Source organism: Bacillus sp. T-10(2022), assembly GCF_056502895.1.
Map to the genome: position 1 here is coordinate 5039685 of NZ_CP113518.1, position 21512 is coordinate 5061196.

At 41.3% G+C, this 21512-nt stretch carries 19 protein-coding genes and 1 riboswitch; of the genes, 6 read left to right on the plus strand and 13 right to left on the minus strand.

Annotated features, from left to right (window positions below):
- The first annotated feature begins 46 nt into the window (after positions 1-46).
- On the plus strand, positions 47-1483 hold the full coding sequence (locus tag OSJ91_RS24985) for a 4-hydroxyphenylacetate 3-hydroxylase family protein (RefSeq protein ID WP_485890641.1): 1437 nt from the start codon (positions 47-49) through the stop codon (positions 1481-1483).
- A gap of 91 nt (positions 1484-1574) precedes the next feature.
- Here the strand turns inward: OSJ91_RS24985 and OSJ91_RS24990 are convergent, their stop codons facing one another.
- The 7 genes from OSJ91_RS24990 to OSJ91_RS25020 form a co-directional block, all read right to left on the minus strand.
- Positions 1575-1691, minus strand: a complete 117-nt coding sequence (locus tag OSJ91_RS24990; RefSeq protein WP_350300388.1) for a sugar diacid recognition domain-containing protein — start codon at positions 1689-1691, stop codon at positions 1575-1577.
- A gap of 105 nt (positions 1692-1796) precedes the next feature.
- Positions 1797-3251 carry an alanine/glycine:cation symporter family protein gene (locus tag OSJ91_RS24995; protein WP_350300389.1) on the minus strand — a complete coding sequence of 485 codons (1455 nt, stop codon included), beginning with the start codon at positions 3249-3251 and terminating at the stop codon, positions 1797-1799.
- A gap of 201 nt (positions 3252-3452) precedes the next feature.
- Positions 3453-5105: a glycerol-3-phosphate dehydrogenase/oxidase gene (locus tag OSJ91_RS25000; RefSeq protein WP_485890642.1), complete on the minus strand. Its 1653-nt coding sequence runs from the start codon at positions 5103-5105 to the stop codon at positions 3453-3455.
- A 494-nt stretch (positions 5106-5599) separates the two neighbouring features.
- Positions 5600-7090, minus strand: coding sequence for a glycerol kinase GlpK (gene glpK, locus OSJ91_RS25005; protein WP_350300391.1), 1491 nt, complete (start codon positions 7088-7090; stop codon positions 5600-5602).
- Positions 7091-7111: 21 nt separating this feature from the next.
- Positions 7112-7936: an MIP/aquaporin family protein gene (locus tag OSJ91_RS25010; RefSeq protein WP_127777776.1), complete on the minus strand. Its 825-nt coding sequence runs from the start codon at positions 7934-7936 to the stop codon at positions 7112-7114.
- A 226-nt stretch (positions 7937-8162) separates the two neighbouring features.
- Positions 8163-8705: a glycerol-3-phosphate responsive antiterminator gene (locus OSJ91_RS25015; protein WP_048683275.1), complete on the minus strand. Its 543-nt coding sequence runs from the start codon at positions 8703-8705 to the stop codon at positions 8163-8165.
- Between the two features lie 173 nt (positions 8706-8878).
- On the minus strand, positions 8879-9298 hold the full coding sequence (locus OSJ91_RS25020) for a hypothetical protein (RefSeq protein WP_413019847.1): 420 nt from the start codon (positions 9296-9298) through the stop codon (positions 8879-8881).
- A gap of 156 nt (positions 9299-9454) precedes the next feature.
- Positions 9455-9556, plus strand: a riboswitch (SAM riboswitch).
- Between the two features lie 83 nt (positions 9557-9639).
- Between OSJ91_RS25020 and OSJ91_RS25025 the strand changes: the two genes are divergently transcribed.
- Positions 9640-10743 carry a 5-methyltetrahydropteroyltriglutamate--homocysteine S-methyltransferase gene (locus tag OSJ91_RS25025; protein ID WP_485890643.1) on the plus strand — a complete coding sequence of 368 codons (1104 nt, stop codon included), beginning with the start codon at positions 9640-9642 and terminating at the stop codon, positions 10741-10743.
- 155 nt (positions 10744-10898) lie between these two features.
- On the opposite strand, the gene OSJ91_RS25030 is transcribed toward OSJ91_RS25025, so the two are convergent.
- From OSJ91_RS25030 to OSJ91_RS25040, 3 genes are all read right to left on the minus strand, one after another.
- The gene (locus tag OSJ91_RS25030; RefSeq protein WP_205684549.1) at positions 10899-11423 is read right to left on the minus strand and encodes a hypothetical protein; all 525 of its coding nucleotides are present in this window, start codon (positions 11421-11423) and stop codon (positions 10899-10901) included.
- 360 nt (positions 11424-11783) lie between these two features.
- A complete protein-coding gene (locus tag OSJ91_RS25035) occupies positions 11784-12884 on the minus strand; it encodes a CaiB/BaiF CoA transferase family protein (RefSeq protein ID WP_485890644.1) in 1101 nt (366 codons plus the stop codon).
- A 239-nt stretch (positions 12885-13123) separates the two neighbouring features.
- On the minus strand, positions 13124-14605 hold the full coding sequence (locus OSJ91_RS25040; protein ID WP_350300396.1) for an amino acid permease: 1482 nt from the start codon (positions 14603-14605) through the stop codon (positions 13124-13126).
- 442 nt (positions 14606-15047) lie between these two features.
- Between OSJ91_RS25040 and OSJ91_RS25045 the strand changes: the two genes are divergently transcribed.
- The gene (locus OSJ91_RS25045; protein WP_485890645.1) at positions 15048-16673 is read left to right on the plus strand and encodes a M4 family metallopeptidase; all 1626 of its coding nucleotides are present in this window, start codon (positions 15048-15050) and stop codon (positions 16671-16673) included.
- A 270-nt stretch (positions 16674-16943) separates the two neighbouring features.
- Positions 16944-17345, plus strand: a complete 402-nt coding sequence (locus OSJ91_RS25050; RefSeq protein ID WP_034310428.1) for an SET domain-containing protein — start codon at positions 16944-16946, stop codon at positions 17343-17345.
- Between the two features lie 180 nt (positions 17346-17525).
- Here the strand turns inward: OSJ91_RS25050 and OSJ91_RS25055 are convergent, their stop codons facing one another.
- Both OSJ91_RS25055 and nagZ read right to left on the minus strand, forming a co-directional pair.
- Positions 17526-17714 (minus strand): hypothetical protein, encoded by a 189-nt coding sequence (locus OSJ91_RS25055; protein ID WP_350300398.1) that lies wholly within the window; start codon positions 17712-17714, stop codon positions 17526-17528.
- A 91-nt stretch (positions 17715-17805) separates the two neighbouring features.
- Complete coding sequence (gene nagZ / locus OSJ91_RS25060; RefSeq protein WP_485890646.1) at positions 17806-19044, minus strand: beta-N-acetylhexosaminidase; 1239 nt, start codon at positions 19042-19044, stop codon at positions 17806-17808.
- 182 nt (positions 19045-19226) lie between these two features.
- Between nagZ and OSJ91_RS25065 the strand changes: the two genes are divergently transcribed.
- Entirely contained in the window at positions 19227-19580 is a 354-nt protein-coding gene (locus OSJ91_RS25065) for a hypothetical protein (RefSeq protein WP_413019854.1), read from the plus strand.
- A 64-nt stretch (positions 19581-19644) separates the two neighbouring features.
- Here OSJ91_RS25065 and OSJ91_RS25070 read toward each other — a convergent pair whose 3' ends face one another.
- Entirely contained in the window at positions 19645-20427 is a 783-nt protein-coding gene (locus OSJ91_RS25070) for a TrmB family transcriptional regulator (RefSeq protein WP_350300401.1), read from the minus strand.
- Positions 20428-20639: 212 nt separating this feature from the next.
- Between OSJ91_RS25070 and OSJ91_RS25075 the strand changes: the two genes are divergently transcribed.
- The gene (locus OSJ91_RS25075; protein WP_034310419.1) at positions 20640-21410 is read left to right on the plus strand and encodes a sulfite exporter TauE/SafE family protein; all 771 of its coding nucleotides are present in this window, start codon (positions 20640-20642) and stop codon (positions 21408-21410) included.
- The last annotated feature ends 102 nt before the right edge of the window (positions 21411-21512 follow it).

The window sequence follows — 21512 nt, forward strand, 5'->3', positions numbered from 1 at the left end:
CATTTTCACCGCCAAAAAAATTCCCATAGTTTCACAGGAGGATGCTATGAATTCGCAAAGCAATCAATTTATTCAAAGCTTGCAAGACGGAAGAAGTGTTTGGTTAAATGGAACAAAAATTGATGTCACAACCGATGAGAACTTCATTGGTACATTAACTACGATTTCCGATTTATTTAATATGATTGATGATCCGCAAAAGAGAAACTTGGTAAGCTATCCTAGCCCCAAAACGAAAAAGTTCGTCCATTCAGCCTTTTTAGTTCCACACTCTTATGATGATTTACTGCAGAGGAGGATAGCTTTTGAAACTTGGAGCCAAACAACTGATGGTGTGATGAGCCGTTTATCAGACTATGCAAGATCAAGATTAACAGGATGGTATGCATCGCGAGAGGACTATAAAAAGTTTGATGCACACTTTTCCCATAAAATTAAAGCTTATTATGAAGAAGCAAGAGATAAGAATCTTTTTTTAAGTGTCGTCCAACGAGATCCTCAAATTAATCGTGCCGATCAATGTTTCAAAGATATAAATGATCTAGGATTATTAAGAATTACAAAAAAGACGAGTGATGGTGTTTTCTTAAGTGGAGCCAAAATGATTGGTACTGCAGCACCATATTCGAATGATATAATCGTTTATCCCCTCGCAAATCTGAAAGAAGAACAAAAATCCATAGCTCATATGCTTATTGTTGCGGCCAACTCTCCCGGATTGCATATGGTTTGCCGGGAATCCTTTGCTGCAAATCAAAGCAAAACAGCAGATTCGCCTCTAAGTTCAAGGTACGACGAGATGGATGCTTTATTAATTTTTGATGATGTATTCGTCCCATGGGAACGTGTATTACTGTACGACAACCCAGATGCTTTGTTACAAATCAAATTAAATCCCGCATCAAATGGCTTAGCATATCATCAAGCAATTGTTCGATTATTAACAAAGCTGGAATTCGTTGCGGCTATAGCTTGCGAAATTGCTGAAGCAATAGGGGCCGATGTTTATCTGCATGTTCAAGAAAAAATAGGAGAACTACTCATCCAAGTCGAGACGATCAGAGCTTTATTGATAGCTTCAGAAAGGGAAGGAAAGCTTGATCAATATCAAACGTTCATCCCAAATTTTACGTATATTGAAACAGCCAGAAACCTTGGGACCAAATATTATCCCCGTGCCATAGAGATCTTACAACTCATAGGAGCAGGAGGATTCATTCAAATTCCCTCAAGTGTCCAGGATTTTCAAAGTCCCTTATCAGATTTGCTGACAAAATATTATAAAGGAGCGAATCTGGAAGCAGAAAAGAGAACAAAACTATTTAAATTAGCGTGGGATCTTGTGGGGAGCCCTTTAGGGTCGAGGCATGAATTATATGAACGTTTTTACGCAGGAGATCCAATACGTAATATAGCTAATCAGTATAATAATTATGATAAAAAAAGATTTAAATATATGTTAGAAAAGTATTTAAATGAATAATAGATTTGCTGGAAAAAAACATCGCTTGAATCTTGGCGAAATCGGTAAATGTATTTGGAAAAGCTTGTTTAATAGTAGACAAGCTTTTTATTCATTCACCCTTTAAGTAAACAGCAAGAACCATTCCGTCTTTATCCGTAATAAGCACATCATGGCCGATTACTTCACTGGTTATATTCACAATTTCTTGGGCTAATTTAGCTAACATATCATCCCCCTGGTTATCGCAAAACTATAAAAAACCAGCTCGCAAATAACTTGAACTGGCTTTTCATGTATCTTCTTATATTAATTAATTCAAGAGCATTTTCCCTCAAGAAACATTTTCTTTGTCGCCGGTGTATTCACGCTCCCAAAAATCGGCGTTTTTTATGCCTAAAGCTTTTGGATTGAAAACCGGATCGACCCCTGCTTTCTTTTGCTTTTCGTAATCCTTTAACGTAATGAGCGCCGGTTTAGCAAGAATTAAAATGGCAATGACATTGAGCCATACCATAATCCCTAGTCCAGCATCACCTAATGCCCAAGCCAGCTCTGCCGTCCGCACGGATCCGTAAAAACTGGCCGCCAGGATGATGAGCTTCAAGGCGAACATGGCCGTTTTACCATTCCGGTTGCGCATTAAATAGGCGATATTGGTTTCAGCGATATAATAGTAGGCCATGATCGTCGTAAAGGCGAAGAAGAAAAGGGCGATTGCAACAAAGCCAGCACCAAAACCTGGGATTACGCTATCGATTGCCGCTTGTGTATACCCTGGACCAGGTGTTACATCTCCCAAATTATTGACGATATATGAACCATTTTCCGCTTGTGTATTATACATGCCTGTAAATAAAATCATGAAGGCCGTAGCGGAACAAACGAACAATGTGTCGATATAAACCGAGAATGCTTGAACAAGACCCTGCTTTGCCGGATGTGATACTTCAGCCGCAGCCGCCGGATGAGCTCCTGTCCCTTGGCCGGCCTCATTCGAATAAACGCCGCGTTTCACTCCCCAAGCTATCGCCATGCCAATGATCCCCCCAAATGCGGAATCCAACCCGAAGGCACTTCTGAATATCAAAGAGATGACTCCTGGTAATTCTGTGATATTCATTAGAACGATGACAACAGATAGCAATATATAACCAAGGGCCATGAAAGGCACGATTAAGGTTGCAGCATTAGCTATCCGTTTTACACCGCCGAATATAATGAAGCCAAGTAAAAGGACGATGGCCAAACCAGTGAATACCGGTTTGATACCGAATGCATTTTCCACCCCGGCAGCAATCGAATTGGATTGAACACCTGGCATAAGGATGGCCATGGCTATCAGGGCTGCAAATGCAAAAAGGACAGCAAACCACTTCCACCCTATCCCCTTTTCAATATAATAAGCAGGACCTCCCCGATATTGTCCATCTTGTTTGACTTTATAAATTTGAGCTAAAGTGGATTCCACAAATGCACTGGCCGCTCCTATGAAGGCTATGGCCCACATCCAGAAAACGGCACCGGGACCGCCAAAGGCGATAGCCGTGGCCACTCCTGCAATGTTACCTGTACCGACCCGACCTGAAAGGGCTATGGATAAAGCCTGGAATGAGGAAACCCCCGCTTCCGAACTTTTTCCTTGGAACATCAAGAGGACCATTTCCTTAATATGCCTCACTTGCAGAAAACGGGTTAAAATCGAGAATAATAAACCTACTCCCAATAAAATATAAATAACTGGTGAACTCCATAAAACTCCATTTAAAGCCGTAATAAATTCAGACAATCAAGCTCCCCCTTTATAGTTTGAAAATTCTAATTTATCTTTTAATGATTATATTTCATCTTGTTAGATTAAACAATAGTTTTCGCGTAAGGAAACCTTACATGTTTTTTTATTTTTCCACTTGCAAATACCCCGATAATCACATTCCTAATACAAAAAAACGCCAGCGATTCCGCCGGCGTCATGTTTTTTGCATATAGGTCAAGATACTTTAATCGCACCCAATATTTCCTGTTCCAATTGATTCGTTCTCTCTATTTTTGTTGATTCCGTCCATCCAAAATATCCAGCCATATAATCGATCACTGCATGTTTATGCGTTTGGACTAAATCGATATCGAATAACAACGTCCCCGTCCTGCGGAAGAAGAAATCCACTGGAGTTGCGGCCATTTCATGATCCACTGCGTATTTCAGCTGTACGAACAATTTCTTTGGAAGGCCACTGCTCGCTTCTCCGTCTCCTTCGTTTTTGGCGATATCGAATAACACAGGTGCGTTGGACCCGTACATGGCCAATATCTCTTTGGAGTCCTTTACAGCGAGTCCTGAGTCAACTCCCATTTGAATATGTTGCTTGATATAATCGGAGAAGTTGCTTGATCCCCCGACATCCCCTCCGGAAATCGGCATTCCTTTAGTGCTGCTGGCTGGGTAAGTTTTATTGGATTGCTGGGCAAGCTTCCCAGCCAAAAGGTCGACCGTCGTTTTTGCCATTTTGCGATAACCGGTCAATTTCCCACCCGCAATCGTGATAAGTCCAGAATCGGACTCCCATATTTCATCTTTCCTTGATATCTCAGAAGGATCTTTCCCTTCTTCAAGAATTAACGGCCTTACCCCAGCCCAGCTAGATTCGATATCATCATTCGTAATGTTCACTTCCGGAAACATATAATGTATGGACTTTAATAGATAGGCACGGTCATCGGAAGTAACGGTCGGCACTGCAGGATCACCATCATAAAAAGTATCCGTAGTCCCTACATAAGCTTTACCGGCTCTCGGGATGGCAAAAATCATCCGGCCATCAGGCGTATCAAAATAAAGTGCCTGCTTCAACGGGAAGTTCGATTGGTCGATGACCACGTGAACACCCTTGGATAGCTTCAGCGTCTTCCCTTGTTTCGATTGATCCTTCTCACGAATGGAATCCACCCACGGACCTGCTGCATTAATGACTTTGTCTGCGTATATTTCATAAGCATCACCTGAAAGCAAATCGGCAACTTGGACTCCGTTCACCTTACCGTTTTCATATAACAATTGTTCTACTTTTGTATAATTTATCGGTGTTGCACCTTTATCGACAGCCGCCTTCATGACTTCAATCGTAAGACGTGCATCGTCTGTCCGATATTCAACATAGTAGCCTCCGCCCTTCAGTCCCTCTTTCTTAACGAGAGGCTCCCGTTTTAGTGTTTCATCCGCCGAAAGCATTTTCCTGCGTTCAGATTTTTTAACCCCCGCAAGGAAATCATATACCCTAAGTCCAATGGAGGTACTGAATTTCCCGAAGGTGCCTCCTTTATGCATCGGTAACAGCATCCATTCCGGCGTGGTCACATGCGGTCCATTCTCATAAACGATTTCTCGCTCTTTACCAACCTCAGCAACCATTTTTATTTCAAATTGCTTCAAATACCGCAATCCGCCATGAACAAGTTTTGTCGAGCGGCTAGAAGTACCTGCAGCAAAATCCTGCATTTCAACCAAAGCCACTTTCATCCCACGGGTCGTTGCATCCAGGGCGATACCTGCACCGGTAATTCCCCCACCAATGACAACCACATCATATTTCTCTTTTTTCAGAGTTTCGACCGTTTCTTTCCGATATATATTTGAAAACCTCATGACTGACTCCTCCTTTAAGTATTGCATTCTATTGTTTTTTTGTATGAATTTTGCGTTTACTCTTGAATTCACACTGTTTACTCGTGAATTCGCACTATTTACGCGTGAATTCTGCACTTTTACTCGTGAATTCACACGATTTACTCGTGAGTTCACGCTGTTTACTCGTGAATTCTGCACTTTTACTCGTGAATTCACACGATTTACTCGTGAGTTCACGCTGTTTACGCGTGAATTCTGCACTTTTACTCGTGAATTCACACGATTTACTCGTGAGTTCGGTCATTAATATTCAATTGGTTCATTTGTTCGCATAGGTTATATAGATATTAATATCCCTAATCTGCCATTAAAAACAAAAAAAGAGACCATAAATGCACATTATCGAATTAACGATAACGCATTCATGGTCTCTCCTGTTCTCCGGCCGAGTTATTAACTTGATTTCATTATAGCATACTCCAGCTCATTTGAGAAAGAATACATCTTGTTTTTTATTTAAACGCCATAGCGGCATGTACAGCTTTTTTCCAGCCTTCATATAATTTTTCGCTTTCTTGCTCTTCCATGGAAGGTTTAAAGGTTTTGTCTACCGCCCATTGCCGGGAGATTTCTTCTTGATCCTTCCAATACCCGACAGCAAGGCCGGCTAAGTATGCAGCACCTAATGCTGTAGTTTCGTTTATGGTCGGCCTCTCCACGGGCACACGTAATAAGTCGCTCTGGAATTGCATCAAGAAGTCATTCTTGACTGCCCCGCCATCCACTCTTAGTGTTTGCAGCTCGATTCCTGAATCCGCCTCCATTGCATCAAGGACATCCTTCGTTTGATACGCAAGTGATTCAAGTGTGGCACGAATGAAATGTTCTTTGGATGTGCCGCGCGTCAAACCAAAAACGGCTCCCCGCACTTCGCTGTCCCAATATGGAGTTCCAAGTCCTACAAAGGCCGGTACCACATATACTCCATCCGTACTTTCCACCCGTTTTGCATAGGCTTCACTGTCCTTGGCATCATGCAGCATCCGCAGGCCATCGCGCAGCCATTGGATGGCGGAGCCAGCTACGAATATACTGCCTTCCAGTGCATATTCGACCTTCCCATTCAAGCCCCAAGCAAGGGTCGTCAATAGTCCGTGTTCGGAGCTGACAGCCTTGGTTCCTGTATTCATGAGCATGAAACAGCCTGTTCCATACGTATTTTTAGCCATTCCTTCATTAAAGCAAGCTTGGCCGAATAATGCTGCCTGCTGATCACCGGCTGCCCCGGCGATCGGAATCGATTGGCCGAAGAAATGATATTCAATCGTACGTGCATATTCCTCAGAGGAAGGCCTCACTTCCGGCAGCATCGACTTTGGTACAGTCAATATCTCAAGCAGTTCTTCATCCCATTTCAGTTCATGGATATTGTACATCAATGTCCTGGATGCATTGGAATAGTCCGTTACATGAGCCTTGCCTCCTGATAGCTTCCAGATCAGCCAAGTATCGATGGTACCGAATAACAGCTTGCCTTCATCTGCCTTTTGCCGTGCCCCTTCCACATTATCGAGGATCCATTTCACTTTCGTTCCGGAAAAATAGGCATCTATCAACAATCCCGTTTTATCCCGGAATAAATCATTAAGTCCCTTTTCCTTCAACTCATCACAGATTCCACTTGTTTGCCTGGACTGCCATACAATCGCATTATAGACAGGGGCACCTGTTTCCTTATCCCAAACGACTGCCGTTTCACGCTGATTGGTGATCCCGATACCGGCAATTTGCTCTGGCTTTACACCGGATTCAGATAGTACACCGGCGATCACCGCCAGGATCGATCCCCAAATCTCATTGGCGTTATGCTCGACCCAGCCTGGTTTAGGGAAATGCTGTGTGAATTCCTTTTGGGAGGAATGGACGATTTCCCCCTTTTCATTAAATAAAATCGCCCTCGAACTTGTTGTTCCTTGATCTAATGATAAAATGTATTTTTCCATTGTGTATGCCCCTCCTTTTAATTAACTAGCGATATTTCTGCTATCCAATTCATGTGACTGTTTTTTACCAAAAGCATAGGCTACTATCAATAGTACCAGGCTTGCACCCATAACAGACCAAAATCCTGCCGTTATTTCCCCCATAAAGAATGCTTTATAACAAACGGCACCAAGTGAACCCCCTACAATCGGTCCAACGACCGGAATCCATGAATAGCCCCAGTTGGAATTGCCTTTACCAGGTATCGGCAGCAAAAAGTGAGCGATGCGCGGCCCCAGGTCGCGGGCCGGGTTAATGGCGTATCCTGTCGTTCCCCCAAGTGACATCCCGATCACGACAATCAATAACCCGACTGCGAATGGGTTTAGACCCTCTGTAAAATCATTGGCCCCTATAAATAATAGACCAAGAATAAGGATGAAAGTTCCAATCATCTCACTTAATAGATTTGAAAATGTGTGCGGGATTGCAGGTGAAGTCGCGAATACACCAAGCTTCGCCCCTGGATCATCCGTAGCTTTCCAGTGTGGCAAATAGTGCAGGAATACTAGAGTTGCGCCGAGAATCGCGCCAATCATCTGGGCAACGATGTAACCGGGCACATCACTCCATGGAAATTCTCCAATAATGGCAAACCCTACTGTGACCGCTGGGTTTAAATGCGCCCCGCTTATGGAACCCACTGCAAAAACACCCATGGTAACAGCCAATCCCCACGCAATCGTGATAACGATCCAGCCGGCATCTTTTGCATAGGAACCCTTTAAGGATGAACCTGCCCCAATACCTGCTCCGAATAAAACTAATATCATCGTGCCTAACACTTCTCCCCAAAATGGAGTCATGATAAAACCCCTCCCCTGATAATTTTTTAAACCTTGCCAACAAATAAAAGGAGATCCACAGCAGAACTATCTTCATAAAAAAATTATGAATAGATCTGTTGTGAATCTCCTAGTCTCCGTCACATATATTAACTTGTACTGTAAAATATACTAGGTTATGAAAACGCTGTCAATAATTTGTGAAAAATTAATCTATTTTTCTGTAATTTTTTTCAATTTTTCCCTATTAGACGATATCCCATAATTCAGTTTTTGAAGTGGTGATTGACGAGGCGCCGGCATCAAGGGCATTTAGGACTTCATCCGAAGTACGTATGAGGCCACCTGCAAATATCGGTGTCTGCAATCGTTCCTTCACTTCTTTTATCATCCATGGCATAGCGCCCGGCAATACTTCGATATAATCCGGCTTGGTTTTCTGCACCAGCTTATAGCTTTTCTCAAGCGCATGTGAGTCTATTAAAAAGATTCGCTGGATGGCAATGACCCCCTTTTGCTTCGCCTTCAATATAACGCTTGATTTAGTCGAAATCAGCCCATAGGGGTTATATTCCTGACAAATGAATTCTGTCGCGTACTCATCACTTCTTATGCCATGGATCAAATCGACATGATAAATCATTTTCTTATTATGCTGCTTTGCCATCATACTTACATTTTTCAATTGTGAGATATGCAAATCAAGAAACACACCTATTTCATAGGAACTTTCTAGAAATCTTTCAAAATCCTTCATGCTTGCTGAAGCAGGCAAAATCTTCTGATCCATCATTATCCTCCTCATTCCCAGAAAAACTCAAAACTTCAAGTCATTTAGTATATTTTAAAGAGCTTGATTTATCAAACACATTTTTTTCATGAACCATGTCATCTTAACACTATCATACCTGGCACACCCTTTATAGATTGCGGCTAAGCATATATGTAAAATATCCCCTTGAATCATAAAGAAAGTTTCATTTTCAATGCACCTTCGACGAGTTCATACGATTTAATTGTGCCAATGGGAATTTTTCGCACGATGCTCCAAGCATTAACATTCATTTTGATCGCTCTTTTTTCATATTCAAAAAATGGCGGTCTGTTAAATATCCTTTGGTTGATGAAATTCCTGTCAATGGGTTCCATTTCCACTAATTCAAATGAAATCGTTCTTTTTTCCACATGAACCGGTTTCAATGTAATCCGGAAAGCTACGTCTCTCTTAAACATCATTTTTTTCACTTCCATCGTTCCGGAAAGCACAATATGCTTAGGCGTAATCTTGACTTTAATATCCTGGCCATATGATTTCATTTTTATGATTCTCTCTATCATGGATTCAGTTACCGTTATCGGTATGCCGCTTTTGAATGGACTCATCCTTGCATTCCCTCCCCACTCAAAGCATATGCCGGATTACCTGATGCCGTTAACATTTAAGCGTGAATTAATAAACGGTATATTCTAAATATTCAACCTCCAACTCTTGACCTTTATAAAAACTACCTGTATAGTCATAATTAATTTAATAGACAACTCTTATCCAGAGAGGTGGAGGGACTGGCCCTTTGATGCCTCAGCAACAGACTATTCATGTACTGTGCTAATTCCAGAAGTGTAAAAACTTGAAGATAAGAAGAGTATATAGCTTTTGTTGCCAACACCTCTTCTTATTTTTAAGAAGAGGTTTTTTATTTTTAAAAGGAAAGAAGGAATGCAACATGTCAATCACATTAACGAAAGCACCATTCAGGGCCGATCACGTCGGAAGTTTATTAAGACCGGAACGTTTACATATTGCCAGAAAGCAATTTAGGGAGGGTACCCTTTCAGCAGAGCGGCTTCGTGAAATTGAAACCGAAGAAATCAAACGGATTGTCGATAAACAAATTGAAGTTGGTTTAGAGGCCGTTACGGACGGTGAGTTCAGACGAACATGGTGGCACTTTGACTTCCTCGAACATTTAAATGGCATCGAGGGATATGTAACTGAAAAAGGTCTCACGTTCGATGGTGTGGAAACAGAGAGATATAACGTTCGCAATACCGGGAAGGTTTCATTCAATCCTGAACATCCCTTCATTCGTGATTTCATAGAATTGGACAAAATCGTGAACGGACGTGCCGTTGCCAAGCAAACCATTCCCAGTCCGAATCAATTATTTGCTGCAGGCATTCATAATGAAGACATCTACCCTGATATTGAAGACTATGCAAATGATATCATCAAAGCCTATCAGCATGCTTTGAAAGCCTTTTATGAAGCAGGTGTGCGTTATCTTCAATTGGATGATGTATATATTGCCAGGCTTTCAGCTCCAGATTTCCAATTCAAAGATGGAAAATATACGAGGGAACAGTTAATTGATCTTGCACTTCGCGTCATTAATGGCGCATTGGAAGGAAAACCAGAAGACCTTGTCGTCACTACCCATCTATGTCGCGGAAACTACCAGTCGACATGGGCGTTTGAAGGAAGCTATGCCCATATCGCCCCAACTTTATTGGCAAAAGAAAAAGTGGATGGATTCTTCTTGGAATATGATGATCAACGCTCAGGGGATTTCAAACCATTGGAATACATTCCAAATGGCGGTGCACAGGTCGTACTGGGTGTCGTCACTTCAAAAAATGGAGAAATCGAAGACAAGGAAGCAGTTAAGGTACGCATCAAGGAAGCTTCAGACTTCGTTCCTCTCGAACAATTATGCTTAAGCCCGCAATGCGGTTTCGCCTCCACCCATCACGGCAACAAACTAACGGAAGAACAGCAATGGGAAAAGCTGAAATTCGTCGTTGATATAGCAAAAGAAGTATGGGAGTGATTTTTTTCCGAAAACTTTAATTCTGATTTACAAGATTCAACAACCTAATCGGCATTAGATAAGTGTGCCGATTAGGTTTATAGTATATAAAAACCGTAAAAGACATTCAAAGCCGAAAGCAACAAAAAAAGAACGCTCACCAGCACGTCCCCTTTTTACTTGCAACTATCATCATCATCCATTTTCTTCACAAATATATCATCCGTCACCCTATCTTCCAGCTTGTTCCTCAAGGCCAATTCCGCAGCCTTCCCATCACTAGGCGACCCGTCCGAGAAATACATCGGAAACAAGGAGAAAAACAAAACATAAAAAGAAAAATAGATAAATTGATACCAGATTACCGAGCTGTCCAGGATATTCTGATACACTAAGCTATATATGATCAGCATGCTGACTAAATTAAAGATAGACCCGCCTAAATATATCAGCGTATTCGTCAATCGATTATCATGTTTCAATCCCTTGAACTCGCAAGTCCCATTCCAAAAATAATATTTCCTCACCTCTATGTTCCGAAAGGCGAAAATTTTATTGCCACAACCGATCAAGATTTTCTTTTCTGATCCCCCAAAGATCGTAACAAAGAAAATATGCCCGCTCAAATGTATCAGCGTAACGATCGGCATGATCAAAAAAAAGGAAAATAGAAATTTAATGATATCAGAGAGACCAAACATGTTTAAGCAACCCTCCTTACTAGAGCAATTTTCTTAACAGGATGCTACTCTGATACCCTGCCCACACTAGTTATAACTAGTAAATTTTCACAGTAGTAATATGTTGCTTTCCACAAGTGATAAGAGGATAATTAGTTCTCCTTAATCATGGCTGTTTCCAGCATAATCAGACCTTTCATGGATTAATTCGACCTATCTCCTGCTTTATTCGACCTTCCACCGATTAATTCGACCTATCTCCTGCTTATTTCGTCCTTCCATCGATTATTTCATCCCTCCTCCTGCTTTTTCCGTTCCTCAATAAAACAGGCTACCTCCTTCCCAAAAATTCCGGAAAAGTGATAGCCTTTTCATCTTTATTTAACGATTGGGGGTGCGAAGAATTTCTGCGTTGTTTTGTCCTGGCCTCAAGCCTGTATGTTTATATTCAGGGGTGAAAACCGATGTTTTGATTGGGCAGGCGATTTGCTTCTGGACATTTCCTTTTCCGTCAGGTACCTCGACGATCATTCCCCTTTCCTTCAATTGGGGGTGTTCGGCCGCTTCGGTGAAGGTCAGCACTGGTTCTGCACAGGCCTCGAAATCAGCGAATATTTCCTGCCATTCATGAAAATCTCTTTCAAGGAAAGCCAGTCGGATGGCCGTTTTAAATCTAATTCCGCTTTCTTCATCGCTTTTCATGCTGAGGTCATACAATTCGGGTGCACCGATTGCTTCGCATAATGCTTTTCGAAATGGGGGCTCAAGGCTCCCTACCGAAAAATGGCGTCCATCTTTCGTTTCGTAAAAGTCATAAAAGGATCCTCCGTTTAACATCATTTTTTCTGGTTCAAGCTCGAGGCCCCCTTGTAAATTCAAAGGTGCGGATATGGCATTCAAGGCAAAACTGCAGTCGGTCATGCTGATGTCGATGGCTTGGCCGAATCCCGTTCTTTCCCTGTGAATGACTGCAGATAATATACCGATAACAGCATGCAATGAGCCTCCGGCAAGATCTGCTATTTGGGTTCCGTTTTTTGCCGGTCCGCCCTTTTTCGTACCGGAATAGCCTGATAAGCCTGCAATTGAAATATAATTGATATCATGTCCCGGTCGGTCTTTATAGGGACCAGTCTGGCCGAATCCCGTGATGGAACAGTAAATCAGCTTTGGATTGATCGATTTTAATGCCTCATACCCCAGTCCCAGACGTTCCATGACACCTGGACGGAATTGTTCAATGACGATATCGTATTCCTTCACTAGGTTTTTTACAGATTCGATTGACTCAGATTGTTTTAAATCCAGTGTGATCGACTTCTTCGATCTATTAAGATATTGGTTCACACCCCATGAATCCTTTGCTCCCGGCCTCTCTACCTTCAATACATCCGCTCCTAAATCCGCAAGCATCAAAGTGGCATATGGGCCTGGCAGTAACGTTGAAAAGTCCAATACTTTTAAATGAGTCAATAAGGTCATCAGCCGTGCACCTTCCCTTTCCATTGAAAATATTAAAAGCTTTCCCCGTCGTTCTGTACATTCAATTTAGCAGAGATTACGATTATCATATAACACCTCTCATCGAATATGTATAAATTTCCATTTAACAAAAATAAAAAGCTAGGAATCGGCTTCCTAGCTTTTTGATGATGAGCATAACAAGTAAATGCCGGACAATTCAATACTGCATTGTCCGGCTGATTTCACTTTAAGGTTGTTCATTCATATTTTTTGTCAAAGTCAAATTCGACTTCATCAAGTTTAACGAATTTAGTTTTTCTTATCAGTTTATAGCCAAACCATAGACCAAGGAAAAGCGGGATTCCCAGGTATGCTGCTATAACACTGCCCCAATCGATCTGGTCTGAGAAAAAGGCTTGGATATTTTGGGACAGGATGACGATCATGCCAATTAATATGGCAAAGATCGGACCTATCGGGAACCATAATGCCTTATATGGCAGCTTCTCCAATGAATGGCCTTGAGCGATGAATGCTTTCCGGAAACGGTAATGGCTGATGGAAATGCCCAGCCAAAAGATGAATCCTGTAATTCCAATGGCATTCATTAACCAAATATACACTTTACCATCACCGAATACGGAGGCTAAAAAGGCAAGCATGCCGATGGAACATGTCAAAATCATGCCTGCAACCGGTACTCCGCGTTTATTAAGTTTTGCAAAAATACGCGGTGCTTGTCCATCTTTTGCCATTGAATATAACATACGCGTAGATGCATATAGACTGGAGTTACCTGCAGATAATACGGCTGTTAAAATGACGGCATTCATAAGCGAAGCAGCAAAGGCCACTCCAGCTTTTTCAAAAATGAGCGTGAATGGACTTACCATGACGTTATCACCTTGTAAACTTGGATTCGTATAAGGGATAAGCAGTCCTATTACGAAGATTGCAAATACGTAAAAGAGCAGGATTCTCCAGAATACACTTTTAATGGCCTTCGGTATATTCCTTGCTGGATCTTCACTCTCACCGGCAGCCACACCGACAATTTCAGTACCTTGAAAAGAAAAGCCAGCCGCTATGAATACAATGAAGACACCCATGAACCCACCCGGGAAAGGAGCCTCATCGACGGTGAAGTTTTTAAAACCTACTGCTTCGCCGCCCATAATGCCGACGATCATTAGCAGCCCGACGATTATAAAAATAACGATGGCCGTGACTTTTATGAAGGAAAACCAGTATTCCCCTTCACCATATCCTTTAACGGATAAATAGTTCAATAGGAAAATGAGCACCAAGAATGATGAACTCCACAACAATGATGGACTATTCGGAAACCAGAATTTCATGATCATTGTCGAGGCTGCCAACTCTGCAGCTATCGTCATCGACCAATTGAACCAATACGTCCATCCCAAGGCAAATCCAAATGCCGGATCGACGAACTTCGACCCATAGGTACTGAAAGAGCCGCTTGTCGGCATGAATGCTGCCAATTCCCCTAAGCTCGTCATCACAAAGTACACCATTGCCCCAACTAAGGCATAAGCAAGTAATGCTCCGCCTGGCCCAGCTGTATGAATGGCTGCCCCGCTGCTGAGGAACAGCCCGGTGCCAATAGCCCCTCCAATGGAAATCATCGTTAAATGGCGGGATTTTAAACCGCGCTTTAATCCTTGTTCTTCTTGCTTTGGAGGATGCAAGATGTCATTTTCTTGTTTTGGTATCATAAATTTTCATCCCTTTCTATATAAGCGCTTTCATATATGGGGAAATCCATTTAATAAATTTTCCTATTTCATAGACTTTCAAATAGACCTAATTTACAATTCGAATTCCTTTTCTGAATATATGCAATTTTCATGCCAGATTTACAAAGCGCAATATTCAACAAATTATCAAAAAAAATGCCTTCAATAGACAAATTTCTTTGCACTTTACGCCATGTTTTTTTGCACATTATGCCATGTTTTTTTGCACATTTATTCATTTGGTTTAATTTAAATACATTCCAAATATTACTAAAAGAATATATTCAAAGAATATTTCTATTAAAATCCATTTTTCTCCATTTTATTCCTTTAAATGTCATATTTTTTGCGAGTTTTCTCCATTTGATAATAATATGAAACGATGTAAAAATGAGGTATTCTCATGAAGGAGTTGAGTGTTATGAAAGGTAAGGTATTTTTAGGAACTGCACTATCCATCGGTCTATTATTTTCTGCTATTCCCCATCAAGAAGCTTTAGCGGCAAAAAATGTGTTAAGTGTTGAAAAGTACAATAAGCATAAGGATTCGCTAGAATTCAAGTCTGGGAAACTTACGGACCCATCCAAGCAAAAGGCAGAAAATATCATTCTTACCTTTTTTGATGAAAACAAAAAGTCTTACAAGCTAGAAAAGCAAAAGGCGAAGGACTCCTTCACGATTCAGAAAGAAAGCAAGGATGAACTAGGCAATACCGTCCTTAGATTGCAACAAACCTATAAAGGCGTACCTGTATGGAATTCCACACAAGCAGTATTGATTGACGCTAAAGGTGTATTAAGCGTTGTGTCCGGTACGGTTGAAGCCAATCTAAACACGAAATTAGGCAAAAAGGCTAAAAAAGGCATCAGTGAATCCGAAGCTATCAAAATAGCGGAAGCGGATCTTGGGTTCACCCCTGCCTACGAACAATCACCTGAATCTGACCTATATGTATATGCAAATGAAGGCAAGGCCGATTATGTTTATAAAGTCAATTTGAAATTCCTAAGTCCGGAACCAGGAAATCATAATTATTTCATTTCAGTCAAAACGGGTAAAATCCTGAATAAATATAATACACTAGATGAAGTGACAGGGACCAATTCCGTCGGGACGGGCACCGGTGTGCTAAACAACACCGTGTCGCTGAACACTACCTTATCCAACGGCCAATACTATTTACAGGACAATACACGCGGTAAAGGCATCTACACTTATAATGCCAATAACCGTTCAAGATTGCCTGGTACACTCTTTTCCAACACAACAAATGCATTTACTGCTTCTGCCGATAAAGCTGCAGTGGATGCCCATTATTATGCGGGTAAAACCTATGATTATTACAAATCCACATTTGGCCGGAACTCTTATGATGGAAATGGAACCATCCTGAAATCAACCGTTCATTATGGCTCAAGATACAATAATGCTTTCTGGGATGGCACCCAAATGGTTTACGGTGATGGAGATGGCACGACATTCATCCCATTGTCCGGGGGTCTCGATGTCGTTGCACATGAACTGACGCATGCCGTGACTTCCTCGGAATCGAACCTTACCTATCAAAATGAATCCGGTGCTTTGAATGAAGCGATATCTGATATTTTTGGAACTGTTGTAGAATTTAAGAATCAAAGTGCCAAAGCCGATTATTTGGTCGGAGAAGATATTTACACACCTAGCATTTCCGGTGATGCACTCCGCTCGATGGCTAATCCAACATTGAATGGTGACCCTGACCATTATTCGAACCGTTATACGGGAACGGGTGATAACGGCGGAGTCCACACGAACAGCGGAATCATAAATAAGGCAGCTTATTTAATCTCTGCAGGCGGAACCCACCATGGCGTAAGTGTATCCGGGATCGGCATCGATAAAATAGGAACCATCTTTTACCGGGCAAACACAACTTATTTAACTTCCTCGTCGACTTTTTCACAAGCCAGAGCGGCAGTCATACAAGCGGCTTCTGATTTATATGGTTCAAGCAGTGCAGAAGTCACGGCTGTCAAAAATGCCTTTACAGCTGTCGGTGTGAATTAAGAGATTTACCTATATAAAACACCTCCCTAGCCCACCTCTAGCGGAGGTTTTTTTCTTATGCGGGGCTATCCCGATCATTTGAGCAGTTCGCCGCCTTTTTTCGGCCTTCATGTGAAGAATTCTGTCCTTTGGTACGGGGAGAGCCTCAATAAAAACAATCTTGTCGTTTGCTAAAAATGATTAATTCCGTAAAATAGTTGCTTTTCTTCTTATTAACTGTCAAGCTTAGATGATCTGGACTATATTGAATAGAACAAGTAGGTGACGAACATGATTGAAGTTAAAACTTCCACACTCAGTGATGGTGAGTTCAATAGAGGCGTATTCGCAACACGAGATATTAAAAAAGGTGAGCTTTTACATGAGGCACCTGTCATTGCATATCCAAACGAGGAGCATGTTTTCATAGAGAAGACATTGCTGGCTGATTATGCGTTTGAATATGGTATAAACCATACTGCCATGCTTTTAGGCTATGGCATGCTGTTTAATCATTCTTATACACCCAACGCTACGTATGACATAAACTTCAAGAATCATACGTTTGATTTCTTTGCTTACACCGACATAAAAGCAGGAGAAGAAATCCTGATTAATTATAATGGTGAAGTCGATAATGAAGATCCGCTTTGGTTCAATAAAGAAAATGACGGTGAAGATGAAGCTGAATGATCATTGATCATTCATGAAGCACTTGTACTTTTTAAAACCTGTCCAAGGTTTTTTCGAAAGTACAAGTGCTTTTCCTTTTTCCTTTCACCGGCTTGATGAATTCACTGCTGGATTTTACTAAAAGGATATAAGCAATAAAAAAAAGCCCCATTAAGAATAACTTAATGGGGTCATTTCACCTTAACGTACGGATGGGTTACTTGATTTCGTTTTGGTTATTGATTGGAATTGGTTCTTGACCTTATCAATGGTTTCGGGTGTGGCTAGGGATCTTATTTGACTCATGGTTTTTTCACGGGTTTTCTTATTGCGCATTAAAAATGCGGCTGCTCCTATCAGGACGGTTCCAAGCATTTTGTTTGATGGCATGTTAGTTTCCTCCTTCAAGTTAGTCCTATATAGTATTCCCTCTATCAGCCGATTTAAACAAAAGCATCCTTTTGAGAGAGCGGTTTCGCTTTTATTCATCCTCGCTCAGGCTTTCGATAAACTTTATGCTTTCGGGATTTTTCACGACTTTTTCCGCTTGATCCGGGTCAGCTTTCGTTTGCTTCATATTGTAAAGTTTATATGTCAGCACTCTTTTCACTGACTCGTCAATTCTATCCATTGGAACTTCCCCTGCTTTTACTGCTTGCAGTAATCCGTTATATACCTCAAGCTCATGGGAATATTCATGACAGACAAGTAATAAATCAACTCCTGCAAGGATTGCCTGCTTCCCCATCTCTTCATAGGAGAAATACTTGTTCACAGCACCCATTTCCAAATCGTCGGTAACGACAAGTCCTTCATATTTGAGTTTCCCCCGAAGCAGGTCTTCGATGATGATTTTAGAAAGGCTTGCTGGTTTTTCTTTATCATAGGCTGGATATTTAATGTGGGTCACCATCACGAAAAACTTTTGATTATCCAGTTCACTTATGATTTGCTTGAAAGGATAAATATCCGAATTTTCCAGATCAAGTTGGTTTGCCTCCACGGATGATGTTTCGACATGCGGATCGATTTCGCTGCGTCCGTTTCCAGGAAAGTGCTTCAATGCACCAGTTATCGATACATCGTTCAAGCCTTGAATGGCCTTCTTTCCGTATTGATACACCTTTTCCGGATCTTGCCCAAATGAACGCTTATCCGTTTTCGATAGATCAAGAACCGGGGCGAAATTAATGTTAATCCCCATGGAGCCCAGTTCTGTCCCATTCAATTTGGCCACCTTGTACATGTCTTCAACGGATGCATTATTTCCAAGATCCTGTTGCGCGGGGAGGGGCGATACCCGTTCCTTCATCCTGATGATGTCCCCGCCCTCCTGATCGATGGCCACCATCAACGGAAGCGAATGGGTACTTTGATCGGCCATTTGCTGAAGCGAATTCGATAACCTGGCCACTTGTTTAGGGGATTTCATATTACGGTCAAAATAAATGACGCCCCCTATATGTTTTTGTTCGATAAGCTCCGTAATTTCACTGCTCTTTTCGGTTCCCTTGAAACCGACCATCATAAGCTGTCCGATTTTTTCTTCAAGCGTCATTTTTTTCAGCAATTTTTCTATACTCTCATGATTATCCGCACCGGCTTCTTTCCCTTTTTCCGCTCTGGAATCCACATCCATATTCAACTGAATGGACACCACTGTAAAAGCGAGAATTGCGATGAGGAAAAGGCCCCAATATATATTTTTTTTATTCTTCATGCTTTGACCTTCATTGACATTTTCTCTGTCCTTCCTTGATAGCCCTTTTATTGATTTCGCTGCACACTTCTTAATCATGTTCATAAAGTGACAATTCTATATCATCATTGCGGATTTTTTTGAATAAAGCATTAGCCGCGTACCATACTACAAACATAGCCTAATTAAAAGGAGATGCCCCCATGAACGGAATCTTTAAGAATATTGCCGTCACCTTCAGTCATGCAGTCGATTATGCAAAAGAAAAAATAACTGCCATTACAGGAACAACTTCTGTTACGATAGTGGAATTGAGTGAGCACATCATCAATCAGCCTGAAACAAAACTAATCAGGAAAACCCTTTTAGGTATACCTTTTTCTTTTTATCATTTACAAAAAGAAGACGTTACGTACTATTTGGAAATGAAAAGCACACAGGTTCTCCAGTTGGATGTTCAAGCGCACAATCATACAATTGTGTCTTACAGGTCTTATCGAGATAAATCCAGCTTGCCCACGGCCATTAGATTTCCTAAAACCCTTTTATCCGAATGACTTCGGTACAAAAATAAAAAAGCTGATATCCCCTGCATATGGGGTTATCAGCTTTTTTTTAATCTTATAGGGAGAAAAAACGGTCTCTTTCACTTGAAATCCATTTCTCTGCATCTTCTTCATCCTTTTTAACCAAGCGGTTAACGAGGATATCATGCCAAATGTAATTTTCGAGAAAATTGATATGAATGGGATCATCTGTGTAAAACGCCGTTTCCCTCGTTTCGGGAGAAGGGCCGTAAATCGTCTCCTTGCCATCGATGGATAAGATGAACCATTTGTTTTCTCCTATATTTTCCACATAGCTTGTTTTGCGATGTATATCTATCCCTGATAATGGGTTTTCAACCTGAAATGCAATCCCCTTGAGAGTGCAATGCCCAGCGACCCCTTTTAGCTCTTGTTCAAGTTTGCCATACATCTCGTCCCATAGAGAAACCACCACCCTTTTCTCGGCTTTGTGAATCAAAGTACGGCAGAAGGATAGGATGTGCCCTTCACCCTTAAGCGTCATTACACGATTGTCAGACATCGGTTCGATTTTCTCGAATTGCTTTAGTGTATGGCTTATGGATTGATAGGTATTGTTCCATTTTGATTGAACCGATTCCAAAAAAACATCGACTGGCAGCGGTGAATATTGTATCGAGTCATTGATTTCCTCTTTTAAGACGATTCCTTCTTCTTGCAGTCCATTTAATATTTCATAGATGCGGGCCCTTGGAATTCCTGATTCCTTGCTTACTTGATAGGCACTGGTTGGGCCTTGGCGAACCAAAGAAACATAAGCCTTTGCTTCATATTGACTAAACCCGAGAGACTGTAGTTTTTGAATGATATCTTGCATAGTACCTCCTAGTGCTTTTAGTAAGTTATATGCCTATCATACCAAATGTCTTATCGAAATCTATTCGATATCAGTTGGAATGACTCATAATATTCTTATTTACAGAACGGCTTCAATTAGTTACTATCTAAATAGTGACTAACAAAAATGGTTTATGGCTTCAGCAAAACAAGCATTTCAGCCATAATGCCATTGATACGGAGGCTTCTTGGATGGAAGATATACAAATTTCAACACTTTTGCTGCTGATGTTTTTCGGATTTTTGGCAGCATTCATTGATTCCGTGGTCGGCGGCGGCGGCCTGATTTCGATACCCGCTTTATTATTTTCAGGACTTTCCCCGTCAGCAGCGATCGCTACAAATAAGTTAGCAAGTTCCATGGGGTCTTTAACAAGCACCATTGCCTTCATTCGCTCAGGTAAGGTTGATTTTAAATTGGTTTCAAAACTTTTCCCATTGATTTTCATAGGTTCCCTGCTAGGGGCTTGGGTTGTCAATTTCGTCTCGCCTGAATTATTAAAGCCAATGATCTTGGTTCTATTAATAGCTATTGCCATTTATACCTTTTTTAAAAAGGACTGGGGCCAGAAATCGACTTACCATACACTCACATGGCAAAAGGCTGCACTATTTGCGTTCGCTATATTTGCCATTGGTTTTTATGATGGCTTTTTGGGCGCTGGAACGGGATCCTTCATTTTGTTTGCCTTTTTAATGATTGGATTTGATTTTTTGCACTCTGCAGGGAATGCAAAATTTTTGAACTTCGGAAGTAATTTGGCGGCACTGATCATGTTCATATTCCTTGATACCGTCAACTTTTCCTATGGAATACCAATGGGGATCTCCATGATAGCAGGAGCGTTGGCCGGTTCTAAATTTGCCATTAAGAAAGGAGTGGCATATGTAAGAGTATTATTTATCATCGTAACCGTCATTCTGATCGTGAAAAATATAATGGATTACTTAATGGGCGGCTAATCTTTTTAAAAAATAGACGACAGAACACTGTTCCCCACACAGAATGTGACATATAGGAATTATTTGGGTATATGATAGGTAAAGACTGTGTGGAAAGGTGTG